The sequence below is a fragment of the Roseivivax sediminis genome (assembly GCF_900112685.1).
Taxonomy (GTDB): domain Bacteria; phylum Pseudomonadota; class Alphaproteobacteria; order Rhodobacterales; family Rhodobacteraceae; genus Roseivivax; species Roseivivax sediminis.
Window position 1 is genome coordinate 457,507 of record NZ_FOMS01000001.1, and the last position, 13,227, is coordinate 470,733.

Here is a 13,227-nt window from a genome sequence, read left to right on the forward strand (position 1 = left end):
CTTCTTCTCGTTCGAAATACTCCGGGGAGCGCGAGGGGCAGGCCCCTCGCCGGCGAAACGCGGACGCGCGCGCAGCGGAAGCGCTTGACCCGCCCGCCCGGACCGCCCATGTCCCGCCAACGCCCCGGAGGAGAGCCATGACCCGCCCCGCGATTACCGGCACCGGCGTCTTCACGCCCGCTCAGACGATCACCAACGACGAGCTCGTCGTCGCCTTCAACGCCTATGCGGAGCGGTTCAACGCCGCGCACGCCGAGGAGATCGAGGCCGGCACCGTCGCCGCCAAGCCGCTCTCGAGCTCGGATTTCATCCTCCAGGCCTCCGGCATCGAACGGCGCCATGTGCTCGACAAGGCGGGCGTGCTCGACCCCGACCGGATGTATCCCCGGCTCGACCCGCGCCCCGACGAGGCGCCGTCGATCATGGCGGAAATGGCGCTCGACGCGGCCCGCACGGCGCTCGCCGATGCCGGACGCGAGGCCGCGGAGATCGACCTGGTGATCTGCGCCGCCTCGAACCACGAACGCCCCTACCCCGCCATCGCCATCGAGATACAGCAGCTCCTGGGCGCCGGCGGCTTCGCCTTCGACATGAACGTCGCCTGCTCCTCGGCGACCTTCGGCATCCAGGCGGCGGCGGACATGATCCGCGGCGGCTCCGCACGCCGCGCGCTGGTGGTCAGCCCCGAGATCTGCTCGGGCCACCTGGAATGGCGCGACCGCGACTGCCACTTCATCTTCGGCGACGTCGCCACCGCCGTGGTGATCGAACCGTCCGACGAGGCGCGGGGCGCCCGGTTCGACATCCACTCGACCCGCTGCGCGACGCAGTATTCCAACAACATCCGCAACAATCACGGCTTCCTGCGCCCGGTGCACGACCAGATGGAGGACCGCCGCGACATGCGCTTCATGCAGAACGGCCGCAAGGTCTTCAAGGAAGTGCTGCCGCTGGTCTCCGCGCATATCGCCGGCCACCTGGACCAGGCCGGCTGGACAAGGGATGACCTCAAGCGGCTCTGGCTGCACCAGGCCAACAAGGCGATGAACGACTTCATCGGCAAGAAGGTCCTCGGCCGCACGCCCACCGCGGCGGAGCAGCCGAACATCCTGCAGGACTACGCCAACACCTCCTCGGCCGGCTCGATCATCGCCTTCGCGCAGAACTCCGGCGACCTCGCCCCGGGCGACCGCGGCGTGATCTGCTCCTTCGGCGCCGGCTATTCGGTGGGTTCGGTGCTGGTGGAGCGCGCCTGACCGGATGCGAAGACGCCCGCAAGGGCGGATGAGCGGCGCCGCTCAGCGCTCGCCCATCGCCTCTCGCCAATGCCTGCGGCAGAGGCTCACATAGGTCTCGTTGCCGCCGATCTGCACCTGGTCGCCTTCGCGCGCCGCCGCACCGGCGGCGTCCCGGCGCACCACCATCGTCGCCTTCGCGCCGCACCAGCAGATCGTCCGCACCTCGCACATCCAGTCCGCCCAGGCCAGGAGGGCGGCAGAGCCCGGAAACAGCGCGCCGCGAAAATCCACCCGCAGACCGTAGCACATCACCTGCAGGTCCAGATCGTCGACCACCCGGGCCAGCTGCCAGACCTGCGCCTCGGACAGGAACTGCGCCTCGTCCACGAAGAGGCAGGCCAGCGGATCGGCTGCGTGCCGCGCCTCGATCGCGGCAAAGAGGTCACTGCCGGCGTCGAACGGCTCCGCCTCCCGCTCAAGCCCGATGCGGGAGCCGATGCGCCGCGGCCCCGCCCGCCTGTCGAACGCCGCCGTCAGCAGCATCACCCGCATCCCGCGTTCCTCGTAGTTATGCGCCGCCTGCAACAGCAGGGTCGATTTTCCGGCGTTCATCGTGGAATAATGGAAGCAGAGCTGGGCCATGCCGGCCTGATGCCCCAGCCCGTGGAGCAAGGCAAGACGACGCGGCAGTCGCCCCCGGGAGGCGCGGCCGCCGCTCGGATACCGGGGAGGAGGACGATGAGGGGGGATCCGACTGGTCGGCGCGTGCGGCGTGCGATGATGCCGGCCGAGTGTCATACGCCCGAAATCCTGCACGACGTCCTCGCGCGGCTGGAGGCGACGTGCCATTCGCGCGAGGTCTGGCAGCTGATCGTGGAGACCGGGCGCGCGGTCGGCCTGCCCTTCGTCGACTTCGTCTCCGCCTCGGGCCTGCTCGACTGGCGGCGCACGCTGTTCCTGCGCACATCCTACGACGCCGACTGGCTGATGGACCAGTACCGCGATCCCGATCTGCGCAAATGGTCCTATTTCCGGACCCATGCCTGCCATCACCTGACCCCGATCCTCGGCGGGCTGGAGTTCATCGACGACCACCCCCCGGTGCCGCCCGGCCGGCGCGCGATCCTTCAGGAGGCCGCCGCGCGCGGGCTCCGGGCCGGGTTCTCGATCCCGCTGCGCCAGAACGCGCCGCCGCAGGCCGCGCTTCTGACGTTCTCGGGCGATCACGGGCGGCGCGAAATGCGGGCCATCGTGCAGGCCCATGGATGGACGCTGCACGCCGTCGCCCTGATCGGCCACCAGCGTTACCTCCAGCACTTCGCGACCGAGTTCACGGAGCGCAACGAGATCACCGACAAGCAGTGCGAGCTTCTGGAGCTGATCGGCCACGGCCTCCAGGACAAGACCATCGCCGACCGTCTCGGTGTTTCGGTGTCGGCAGTGCGCCAGCGGATGAACGCCCTCTGCGCCAAGACCGGCCTCGGCTCCCGCGCCGAACTGGCAGCGCTCGCGATGACGCTCGGCCTCCTCCCCGATCCGATCAACCGCGGCGACGCCGAGGAGTACACCGACATGCTGGTCGAGATGGACGAGACCGGAATCCGTCGCACGGTCGCGCTGATGTGACCCGCACCGAAAAAGGCGCCCCCGACGGAGGCGCCCGATATCGCATCAAATGCCAAGTCGAAATCCTTCGCTCCCCCGAACAAAGGGAAAAACTGTCGGCTCGGAAGCCCCACGCCACCCAATGACGACGCGACCACACTCGGAGGTCCTCTTCCGATCCGTGGCGCCGCGGCCCAGCGGAACGCCCTTGGAATGAGACCATTTTAACCCAACGTAAACGTCTTGTCGCGCACGGCGTGGCGGGACCCCGCCGCCGGCCCGGCGGGAATCGCCAGGTATGCCCATTCGACCTGTTAGAATCGGCAGATCGGGGCACCCCGCAAACATGGCGCGGCGCGCTTCCCGAATCGCCCTGGCCTCAGAGGCGCGCGCCCCATAGGTCATAGTCGGACGCCTCGTCCACCTCGACCTCGATGATGTCGCCGGGGGTCAGGCCCTCGAAGCCGCGGTCGACGAAGAGATTGCCGTCGATCTCGGGCGCGTCTGCGGTCGTGCGGCAGGTCGCGCCATCGTCGTCCACGTCGTCCACGATGGCGTTAACGCGCCGGCCCACCTTTGCCGCCAGCTTCGCCTCGGAAATCGCCTGCGCCTTTTCCATGAACCGCGCCCAGCGCTCGGCCTTGACCTCTTCGGGCACGTGATCGGGCAGCGCGTTCGACCGCGCGCCGGCGACGTTCTCGTACTGGAAGCACCCCACGCGGTCGAGCTGCGCCTCGTCCAGCCAGTCGAGCAGCGTCTGAAACTCCGCCTCCGTCTCGCCGGGATAGCCGACGATGAAGGTCGACCTCAGCGTGATGTCGGGGCAGGTGCGGCGCCAGGCGGCGATCTCCTCGAGCGTGCGCTCGGCCGCGGCGGGCCGCGCCATGCGCTTGAGCGTATCGGGATGCGCATGCTGGAAGGGAATGTCGAGATAGGGCAGCACGCCGCCGTCGGCCATCACCGGCACGAGATCGCGCACGTGCTTGTACGGGTAGACGTAGTGCATCCGCACCCACACACCGAGTTGCCCCAGCTCGCGCGCCAGATCGAGGATCGGGAATTTCGACGGCCGGTCCGCCCAGTCGGTGCCGTAGGCCGAAGTGTCCTGGCTGATCACCAGGATCTCCTTCACGCCGCTCTCCACCAGCTTCTCGGCCTCTCGCATCACCGCCGCCATCGGGCGCGAGGACAGGCGCCCGCGCATGTCGGGGATGACGCAGAACCGGCACTTGTGATTGCAGCCCTCGGAGATCTTCAGATAACTGTAATGCCGCGGCGTCAGCTTCACCCCCGCCGCCGGCATCAGGTCCACGAAGGGGTCGGGATCGGGCGGCACCGCCCCGTGCACCGCGTCGAGCACCTGCTCGTATTGATGCGGGCCGGTGACGGCGAGCACCTTGGGATGCGCCCCGGTGATGTACTCCGGCTCCGCCCCCAGACACCCCGTCACGATGACCCGGCCGTTGGCATTCAGCGCCTCGCCGATGGCATCCAGGCTTTCGGCCTTGGCGCTGTCGAGAAAGCCGCAGGTGTTCACGATCACCGCGTCGGCGCCGCCGTATTCGGGCGAGATCGCGTACCCCTCCGCCCGCAGACGCGTCAGGATGCGCTCGCTGTCCACCAGCGCCTTCGGACAGCCCAGAGAGACCATCCCGATCGTCGGCTGCCGGCCGGGCCGCACGGTACCGAGATCCCGTTCGAGACGGGCATTGGCGCGGTCGGGGCGAAGGTCTGGGGGGTTCTGAGCCATGACGGCGGGATATAATGACGCGGCCCCCGGAAGGAAAGAACCCTGCCGCTTCGCCGTTACGCCATGGCGGGCACAAGCCAGCGCGTGACGGCCGCCCCTACCGCCGCCGGTCGCGGCGGGAGGACATGGGCTGGAACGCCACGCCGACATGCGCCTCGCAATAGGGTTTGCCCTGCTTGACCGGCAGTCCGCAGAACCAGAAGTCCTCCGTCGCCGGGTCGCCGACGGGCCATTTGCAGGTCCGCTCCGTCAGCTCCATCAGGGTCAGTCTCTTCGCCTTCTTCTCCACTTCGCTCACCTTTGCGAGAGCCTCGGGGCTGATTTCGTTGGCCGAAGGCTGGGGTGGCAGGGGCTGGCCCGCGGGCACGATCTTGCCGCGCAGGGCCGGCTGGGTCGATTTCGTCTCGGGCGCCGGCTCGTTGTCGGGTTCGGCGGTCATGTCGGGTTCGGGTTCGGGGCGCGGCGCAGGCTGCGCAGCGGCGGGACGCGGCTTCGGTTCGGGCTTGGGTGCGGGCTGTTCGACTTCCGCCGCAGCGACGGCTTCGGCTCCGGTGCGGTTCGACAGGCCGAGGCGGTGCACCTTGCCGATCACGGCGTTTCGGGTCACGCCGCCGAGTTCCTTGGCGATCTGGCTTGCAGATTGCCCGTCGTTCCACATCTTCCTGAGAAGCTCCACGCGCTCGTCGGTCCAGGACATCGGGCTGCCTTCCTCAGTGAAAAAGCGGCCGCGTTGGTTCGGGCCGCCTGACTATTCCGGTTGTCCACCTATTCTAATCACAGGCCACGCAGATACAAGCGGCACCACACGCACGAAGACGAGGACGACATGAGCGACATCGCGTCATACGACCAGGGCACGCGGAGATTCGGACGGGTCAACTGGATGGGGCTCTACACGCTCTGCCAGCGCGAGGTGCAGAGATTCATGAACGTCTGGACCCAGACGCTGCTGGCGCCGCTGGTGACCGCCGGGCTGTTCATGGTGATCTTCTCCATCGCCATCGGCCCGCGCCGCGGGGACGTCATGGGAATGCCCTTCACCACCTTCATCGCGCCGGGCATCATGATGATGACAGTGATCCAGAACGCCTTTGCCAACACCTCGTCGTCGATCGTGATCGCAAAGGTGCAGGGCAACATCGTCGACACGCTGATGCCGCCCCTCTCGGGCGGAGAGATGGTGATCGGCTACCTCGCCGGCGGCATCGCGCGGGGTCTCGTGGTTGCCCTGGTGATCGCGCTCGGCGTCGGGCTGGTTCTGGGCATCTGGCCGCAGCACCCGCTGGTGATGCTGGTCTTCGTCCTTCTCGGGGCGGCGTTCCTGTCGGGGCTCGGGCTCGTCGCCGGGATCTTTTCCGAAAAGTTCGACCAGATGGCGGCGATCACCAACTTCATCGTCACGCCGCTGGCGTTCCTGTCGGGCACCTTCTACTCGGTCAGCGCGCTGCCGCCGGGGATGTACGAGCTGACGCACGTGAACCCGATCTTCTACCTGATCGACGGCGCGCGCTACGGCATGATCGGGGTCTCGGACAGCTCCCCGCTTCTGGGGTTCTTCATCGCGCTCGCGGCGGTGGTGGCGATCAACCTCGTCGGCTGGCGGATGTTCGCCCGCGGCTACCGGCTGAAGGCCTGAGCGGATGTCGGAAGCAGCCAAACCCAGTGCGGTCATCATGGGCGTCGGCGACGGGCTGTCGGCGGCGCTCGCCCGCCGCCTCGCGCCGGACTACGCGCTGCATCTCTGCGCGCGCAGTCCGGGCCGCATGAACGCCGTGGCCGAGGAGACGGGCGCCGCGACGCACCTTCTGGACGGAACCGATCCGGGCGCGACGCGGGTGCTGTTCGAGGCGCTCGACCCCGCGCCGCGCGTGGCGATCTACAACCCGTCGGCGCGCGTGAAGGGGCCGATCACCGATCTCGACCCCGAGGAGGTGCGCAAGGCGGTGGAGGTCACCGCCTTCGGGGCCTTCCTGATGGCGCAGGCGGCGGCGCGGCGGATGCTGGCGGCCGAACCCGACGAACGCGGCGTGCGCGGCACGATCCTCTTCACCGGCGCCTCGGCCGGGGTGAAGGGCTTCCCGCGCTCCTCGGTCTTCGCGATGGGCAAATTCGCGCAGCGCGGCCTTGCCGAAAGCCTCAGCCGGGAGCTGCACCCGCAGGGCGTCCACGTCGCATGGATCAACATCGACGGCGCGATCCGCAACCCGGGCCGGGAGGAGCCGGAGGACAATCCCGACTCGATGCTCGACCCCGGCGCCATCGCGGAGGCCTATGCCACGCTCATCCTGCAGGACCGGTCAGCCTGGAGCCACGAGCTGACGCTGCGCCCTTGGGTGGAGGATTTCTGAGGCGCTATTCCGCCGGCGCCTCGACCGGGCGGCGGACCGGCACGAGCTGCTGCACGCCGCCCACCAGCACGAGGTAGACGGAGCTCGCCACCAGCCCCCAATGCGCCCAGCTGTCGGGGTGGAAATCGACCCAGGCCGCCCATCCGGCGCAGAGCACCCAGGCCGCCGCCACCGGCAGCGACACCTGCCGCCAGCGCTTCGTGCGCACGGGGTGGATGAACTTGATAGACAGGAACATCGCAAGGCTGAGCGCCGCGATCAGCACCAGCATCACCGCCACGGGGGGCTTCACCGCAAAGAGCACCAGCACAAGCATGTTCCAGCAGCCGGGAAAGCCCATGAAGGAATTGTCCTCGGTCTTCATCCGGCAGTCGGCGAAATACATCGCCGAGGCGAAGGTGATCAGGAAGATCGCCCCCCACCCGGACCACCCCGGCAAGAGCCCCGACTGGAACAGCGCGAAGGCCGGGATGAACACGTAGGTCAGGTAGTCGATTATAAGGTCGAGCAGTACGCCGTCGAAGCGTGGCGCGTTCATCTTCACGTCGTATTTCCGCGCCAGCGGGCCGTCCACGCCGTCGACGGCGAAGGCCACGACCAGCCACAGAAACATGACCGCCCATTGCTCCTGTGCCGCGGCGAGAAGCGCCAGCATCGCAAACACCGCCCCGGTGGCGGTCAGGAGGTGAACGAAGAGCGCACGTGTCTGCTGTGTCATCGACCCGTCATGGAGGAAAACGGGCTTCGGATCAATGCTCGCCGGGCTTGGCTACGTCGCGTTCCCGCCTTTGCGGCGACGCGCGGAACGGGCCTCAGGCGATCAGCGCGTGCCCGTCGTGGCGCCGGGGAATGGCGGTGACGATCTCGCCCTCGGCCTGCGGATCGGCGAAGCGCACCTCGGCGAAATGCTCCGTCCGGCCCATGTCCGGCGCCTCCATCAGGATGCGGTGCGCGCGGCCGGTCTGCGCCGCAAGGTGGCGCGCGACCGCCGCCTGACCTGCCTCCCGCAGCCGCTTCGCTCGGTCTTTGATCGCCGCGCCGTGCACCTGCGGCATCCGCGCCGCGGGCGTGCCGGGCCGGGGCGAATAGGGAAAGACGTGCAGCCAGGTCAGGTCGCACGCCTCCACGAGACGCAGGGAGTTCTCGAAGGCGGCCTCCGTCTCGGTCGGGAAACCGGCGATGATGTCGGCGCCGAAGGTCATGTCGGGGCGCAGGCGCCGCGCCTCTTCGCAGAAGCGGATCGCGTCGCCCGAAAGGTGCCGCCGCTTCATCCGTTTCAGGATCAGGTCGTCGCCGTGCTGCAGCGACAGGTGCAGGTGCGGCATCAGCCGCTCTTCCTCCGCGATCGCCTGCAGGAGCGCCTCGTCCACCTCGATCGAATCGATGGAGGAGATGCGCAGGCGCGGCAGTTCCGGCACCAGCCTGAGGATCCGCAGCACCAGATCGCCCAGCTTCGGCTGCGCCGGAAGATCGGCGCCCCAGCTCGTCAGGTCGACGCCGGTCAGCACCACCTCGTTGAAGCCCTTCCGGGCCAGCCGCCGGATCTGGTCCACGACCACGCCCGCCGGCACCGACCGCGAATTGCCGCGCCCGTAGGGAATGATGCAGAACGTGCAGCGGTGATCGCAGCCGTTCTGCACCTGCACGTAGGCCCGGCTGCGGGTGCCGAAGCCGTCGATCAGGTGGCCCGCGGTCTCGGTCACCGACATGATGTCGTCGACCATCACCCGTTCGGTGGCGCCGATGAAATCGGCAGCCAGCCGGCCCCAGGTCTCGGGCGCCATCTTCTCGGTGTTGCCGACGACGGCGTCGACCTCGTCCATCGCGGCAAAGGTCTCCGGTTCGGTCTGGGCGGCGCAGCCGGTGACGATGACGCGGGCCTCCGGATTCTCGCGCCGGAGACGCCGGATCTCCTGCCGGGCCTTGCGCACCGCCTCGGCCGTCACCGCGCAGGTGTTGACGACGACGGCGCCCTCGAGCCCCGCCTGGCGCGCGAGATCTTTCATCGCCTCGGTCTCGTAGGCGTTGAGCCGGCAGCCCATGGTGGTGAAACGCGGCGCCGTCATGCCAGTGCCCCCAGCCAGTCCGGCGTCAGCACGCCGTCGAAGACATGCGCCGTCGCGCCGGTCATCCACACGCCGTCCTCGCGCCAGTCGACCTCCAGCGCGCCGCCGTCAAGGTCGATGGTTACACGCCGCCCGGTCAGGCCGCGCCGCGCCGCCGCCACCGCCACCGCGCAGGAGGACGAGCCCGAGGCGAGCGTCACGCCGACGCCGCGTTCCCATACCCGCATGCGCAGCCGGTCCGGTCCGGTCACCGACACGACCTGCACGTTGGTGCGCTCGGGGTAGAGCGGGTGGTGCTCGTAGCGCGGCCCGAAGGTCTCCAGCGACACTGCCTCCGCGTCGTCCACGAAGAAGGTGCAGTGCGGGTTGCCCATGCCGGTCGCGGTCGGGCTGCCCTCGATCGGCAGCTCCAGCGTGTCGATCGCTTCGGCCAGCGGGATCTCGGTCCAGTCCGTCTGCGGCGCGCCCATGTTCACCGAGGTGCGCCCGTCCCCCGCATCGACGGCGTGCAGCACGCCGCGGGCGGTTGTCAGAACCAGCGCATCGCGCCCGGTCTCGTCCATCAGCATCCGCGCGATGCAGCGCGTCGCGTTGCCGCAAGCCGCCGAGGCCGAGCCGTCCGCGTTGAGGAAGGTCAGATGCGCGTCGCCCCCGCCCCGCCCCGCGCGTTCGATCACCGCGAGCTGGTCGTACCCCACGCCGCGATGCCGGTCGGCCAGCGCCGCGGCCAGTGCCGGCGACACGTCGACGACGCCCGCGCGAGCGTCGATCACGACGAAGTCGTTCCCCAGCCCGTGCATTTTCCTGAAGGGCAGCCCGTCTGTGCGCAAATCGGTCATCGGCGCGCATATACGCGCGCGCGACGGCTCTGACCAGTGGGTCCGGGATCACACCGCGACATGCCGCCACGACACGGCCTCGCCCCCCGGATTTTTTGGGTTGACCTTCCAGAGGGCTATTTCTACTTAGCGCGCCAGTGGGCCGTTAGCTCAGTTGGTAGAGCAACTGACTTTTAATCAGTGGGTCGCAGGTTCGAATCCTGCACGGCTCACCACTGTATCCCGGACATTGTCAGGGGCCGTCTTGAGAAGGCGGACTTGTCATCGCTGGCGCGTGAGAGTGCGTCTGGCGGGATGGTGGCGGCAGGATGATGCGATCATCCATGCCCGCGGGCTCTCGGATGCGCGGCACCGCCCCACCCCGGCGGTTTGCGGGCGCCTCCCCGCTCCCTGCCGGCGACGGTTCGATTGTCCGCGGACGCCCGGATGCCGTGCCCGAAGGCGACCCGGCGTCGATGTGCAATCGAGTTGGCGTTCGCGTCCAAGACGCTATGCTGAACGCGGAACGATCGGACGGCCAGTTGACCCTTCTCCCAGACCCAGAGCGCTACAGCATTCCGGCCTTGGCGGGGCGGCGATGACCGCGCCGGCCGCGCTCGACCGGTGGGGCGGCGTGCTGATGATCGGCGCGCTGGCCTTTTCCGTGCCGCACGAATTCACCGGCGCACCGATTTTCTCTCATCTCGCCGCCGCCTGCGCCTTCGGCGGGCTGGCGCTGTTCGCCCCGCGCGTTTCGCGGGCGGCACGGCTGTTCCTGGTGCTCGGCCCGCTGGTGCTGCTGGCGGCGACGATCACCCTGCCCGATTGGCCGGACGCCACCCTCACGGCGCTGGCGCGCGGCGCCTTCATCGCCGCCTTCTTCACCGCGCTGACCGCGATCCGCAGCGCCGCGATCACCGATCCCGGCATCCTCGATTGCGGCCGCTTCCTGGCCGCGCAGCCGCCCGGACGACGCTACCTCGCGCTGACGCTCGGCGGACATCTCTACGGGCTCGTGCTGATGTACGGCTCGATCGCGCTCCTCGGTGCGCTGGCGACCGAGAACGCGCGGCAGGAGCCAAATCCCGAGATCCGCGGCCACCGCAGCCGCAGGATGCTCGTGGCGGTCCAGCGCGGCTTCATCTCCACCCTGCCATGGTCGCCGCTGACCTTCGCCTCCGCGATTTCCCTGTCGGTGGTACCCGGTGCCACCTGGGCAGCGGCACTGCCGCTCTGCGCCGTAAGCGTGGCGCTGGTCAGCGGGATCGGCTGGGCGCTCGACACGCTCTTCAAGCCGCGCCTTTCGGCTCCTGCCCCCGCCCGCGGCCCCGCGGAGGGCGCCTGGCTGAGCCACCTGCGGCCGCTCTACACCCTGCTGGCGCTTCTGGGCGCCGCCGTGGCGACGTTGCACATCACGACCGGGGTGCGCGTCTTCGGGGCGGTGATGGCGATCGTGCCGCTGATCGCCCTCGTCTGGGTGACGCTCCAGCCCGGGACGCGGGGCGCACGCGGCGCCACGCTCGCGCGGCGCGCGGGAGCTTTCGCGACGCAGGAAATGCCGCAGCTTCGCAGCGAGCTGTCGCTCCTCGTGATGGCGGCGTTCATCGGCACGCTCGGCTCCGCGCTGGCAGAGCCCCTGGCGGCGCGAGCCGGGCTGGACCTGACCGCCGTACCGACGCCGCTGCTGCTTCTGGCGGTGTTCTGGCTGATTCCCGTCACCGGACAGATGGGGATGAACCCGATCCTCGCTGTCTCGCTCTTCGGACCGCTCCTGCCCGCCCCCGAGACGCTCGGGATCTCGCCTGCGCTCATGGTCTGCACGATCACGAGCGGCTGGGCGCTGAGCGGTGCGACCTCGCCGTTCACCGCCTCGGTCCTGCTCATCGCCAATTACGGCGGCGTCTCGCCGCTGCGCGTCGGCATCGGCTGGAACGGGACCTACGCGCTGATCTGCGGCGCGGCGCTGTCGCTCTGGATTCTGGCGCTCGCGGCGCTGGCCTGACCTGTCGGATCAGCCGCCGGCCGACCGCCGCCGCCAGTCCTGACACCTACGGCGTGCCGGGCCCGGCGCGGGAGCGGGCGAACCGCTGCGCCGCAAACGGCGCCCGCGACCGTCCGCCGGCCACTCTGACGTGCGTTGCGCCGGGCGCCGCTTCTCCCTACCTTTAGGTCACGCAATCCCAGGCAGAACCCATGTCCGTCGCCGAGATCCGCGCCTCCGAGATCCGGGCCTTCGTCCGCGCCACGTACGGGTTGCGCGGCACCCTGGCGCTGCACCGTGCGGCACTCGGGCTCGACCTTCTGCGCGCCCCGATCAACGTGGCGCTTGCGACGGTCTTCCTGCTCAGCCGCCTGTTGATGCTGATCCTGCGGCTGGTGCGCCTGCGCGGCGCCGCGGCCTGGCTCGGCCGCCGCCGGATATTCCTGCGCACCGCCGTCGCGCAGGCCGTCGCGCTCCGGCTCGAGGCTTTCCTGGCCCGGCTCGACGGTCTCGGCGCAGGCGTGACCGCCGGGCCGGAGCGCCGCCTCCACGCCATCGACGAATACGTCGGCGTACGCAGCGCGGTGGCAGAGATCACCACGTCGCTGATCGTCCTGGCGCTCGGCTACGCCATCTTCCACGCGGCGACGCCGGGCATCATGTCGCTGGCCCCGAACGTCGCGGACCGGATGACCCACGCGGAGGCCGTGCGCGGCTTCTGGGCCGGCGACGGGCTCGGCCGGATGTGGTACGGTGCCTTCCCGCCCTCGATTTCGCCGGAGCGGATCGTGCTGACCGGCATGATCCTCGCGATGCTCGCTTCGGTCGTCACAACGTTCGCGGGCCTCGTCGCCGACCCGGTCCAGCGTGCTCTCGGAATCCACCGCCGCCGCCTCGACCGGATGCTCACCCGCCTCGACGGCGACCGCCCCGAAAGCCTTGCCCCCGAGCACCTCGCCGCACGCACCGGCGATCTGATCGACGTCCTTTTCGCCGCCCTGCGCGCGCTTCGCGGCTGATCCACATCCCTGCTTCTTTGGGCCGGCAAATACTCCGGGAGCGCGAGGGCAGCGCCCTCGCACCGGGAGTTCGGAGCTTTCTCCAGGGGCCGCCGATCGCGGACGCGGCGGCGAGAGGTCGGTTCGGCAAGGCGGGAACGTTGTCTTGAACGGCGAAGCGGGCAAGTCTGCGGGATCAAAGCAACCTGGTATCGAGCGGTATCTCGTTTCGATACCGCGATCGGCCTCTACCTGCGCCGTCTCATCGGCTCGCACGGATTTGCACCAGGGGATGGGGATCTCCCCGGTCCGCCCCCCGCAGGCCATCTCAGGCAAGACATCCGGAACGAGGAGGAGGATGGATGCTGGCCCCGACCCGGAGGAAAATTCGACAAGCGAGCACGAGCGCCATGATGCCGGCGC

12 protein-coding genes and 1 tRNA gene are annotated in these 13,227 nt (G+C 69.2%); 7 read left to right on the plus strand and 6 right to left on the minus strand.

Translation table 11 applies throughout. The annotated features are described in order from the left end of the window. Positions 1–137 precede the first annotated feature (137 nt). The gene (locus tag F3H57_RS02295; RefSeq protein WP_149754239.1) at positions 138–1,256 is read left to right on the plus strand and encodes a beta-ketoacyl-ACP synthase III; all 1,119 of its coding nucleotides are present in this window, start codon (positions 138–140) and stop codon (positions 1,254–1,256) included. A 42-nt stretch (positions 1,257–1,298) separates the two neighbouring features. Here F3H57_RS02295 and F3H57_RS02300 read toward each other — a convergent pair whose 3' ends face one another. After that, positions 1,299–1,880, minus strand: coding sequence for a thymidine kinase (locus tag F3H57_RS02300; RefSeq protein WP_149754240.1), 582 nt, complete (start codon positions 1,878–1,880; stop codon positions 1,299–1,301). Between the two features lie 96 nt (positions 1,881–1,976). Here F3H57_RS02300 and F3H57_RS02305 point away from each other — a divergent pair, with 96 nt between their 5' ends. After that, a complete protein-coding gene (locus F3H57_RS02305; protein WP_188129577.1) occupies positions 1,977–2,864 on the plus strand; it encodes a helix-turn-helix transcriptional regulator in 888 nt (295 codons plus the stop codon). A 358-nt stretch (positions 2,865–3,222) separates the two neighbouring features. On the opposite strand, the gene rimO is transcribed toward F3H57_RS02305, so the two are convergent. Continuing rightward, the gene (gene rimO / locus F3H57_RS02310) at positions 3,223–4,593 is read right to left on the minus strand and encodes a 30S ribosomal protein S12 methylthiotransferase RimO (protein WP_149754242.1); all 1,371 of its coding nucleotides are present in this window, start codon (positions 4,591–4,593) and stop codon (positions 3,223–3,225) included. 97 nt (positions 4,594–4,690) lie between these two features. Then, on the minus strand, positions 4,691–5,290 hold the full coding sequence (locus tag F3H57_RS02315; protein WP_149754243.1) for a GcrA family cell cycle regulator: 600 nt from the start codon (positions 5,288–5,290) through the stop codon (positions 4,691–4,693). Positions 5,291–5,419: 129 nt separating this feature from the next. On the opposite strand from F3H57_RS02315, the gene F3H57_RS02320 reads away from it, so the two are divergent. Both F3H57_RS02320 and F3H57_RS02325 read left to right on the plus strand, forming a co-directional pair. Continuing rightward, entirely contained in the window at positions 5,420–6,229 is an 810-nt protein-coding gene (locus F3H57_RS02320; protein ID WP_149754244.1) for an ABC transporter permease, read from the plus strand. A 4-nt stretch (positions 6,230–6,233) separates the two neighbouring features. Continuing rightward, positions 6,234–6,941 (plus strand): SDR family NAD(P)-dependent oxidoreductase, encoded by a 708-nt coding sequence (locus F3H57_RS02325; RefSeq protein ID WP_149754245.1) that lies wholly within the window; start codon positions 6,234–6,236, stop codon positions 6,939–6,941. A 4-nt stretch (positions 6,942–6,945) separates the two neighbouring features. Here F3H57_RS02325 and F3H57_RS02330 read toward each other — a convergent pair whose 3' ends face one another. From F3H57_RS02330 to dapF, 3 genes are all read right to left on the minus strand, one after another. Then, positions 6,946–7,659, minus strand: coding sequence for a CDP-alcohol phosphatidyltransferase family protein (locus F3H57_RS02330; RefSeq protein ID WP_149754246.1), 714 nt, complete (start codon positions 7,657–7,659; stop codon positions 6,946–6,948). Between the two features lie 94 nt (positions 7,660–7,753). After that, positions 7,754–9,007 (minus strand): tRNA (N(6)-L-threonylcarbamoyladenosine(37)-C(2))-methylthiotransferase MtaB, encoded by a 1,254-nt coding sequence (mtaB, locus tag F3H57_RS02335; RefSeq protein ID WP_149754247.1) that lies wholly within the window; start codon positions 9,005–9,007, stop codon positions 7,754–7,756. Further along, positions 9,004–9,846 (minus strand): diaminopimelate epimerase, encoded by an 843-nt coding sequence (gene dapF / locus F3H57_RS02340; protein ID WP_149754248.1) that lies wholly within the window; start codon positions 9,844–9,846, stop codon positions 9,004–9,006. Before dapF ends, mtaB begins: the two co-directional genes overlap by 4 nt. Positions 9,847–9,985: 139 nt before the next feature. Here dapF and F3H57_RS02345 point away from each other — a divergent pair. The 3 genes from F3H57_RS02345 (at position 9,986) to F3H57_RS02355 (ending at position 12,825) form a co-directional block, all read left to right on the plus strand. Then, positions 9,986–10,061, plus strand: a tRNA-Lys gene (locus tag F3H57_RS02345). 362 nt (positions 10,062–10,423) lie between these two features. Continuing rightward, the gene (locus F3H57_RS02350) at positions 10,424–11,827 is read left to right on the plus strand and encodes a hypothetical protein (RefSeq protein ID WP_149754249.1); all 1,404 of its coding nucleotides are present in this window, start codon (positions 10,424–10,426) and stop codon (positions 11,825–11,827) included. A gap of 191 nt (positions 11,828–12,018) precedes the next feature. Then, the gene (locus F3H57_RS02355) at positions 12,019–12,825 is read left to right on the plus strand and encodes a DUF6635 family protein (RefSeq protein WP_149754250.1); all 807 of its coding nucleotides are present in this window, start codon (positions 12,019–12,021) and stop codon (positions 12,823–12,825) included. Positions 12,826–13,227: the final 402 nt, after the last annotated feature.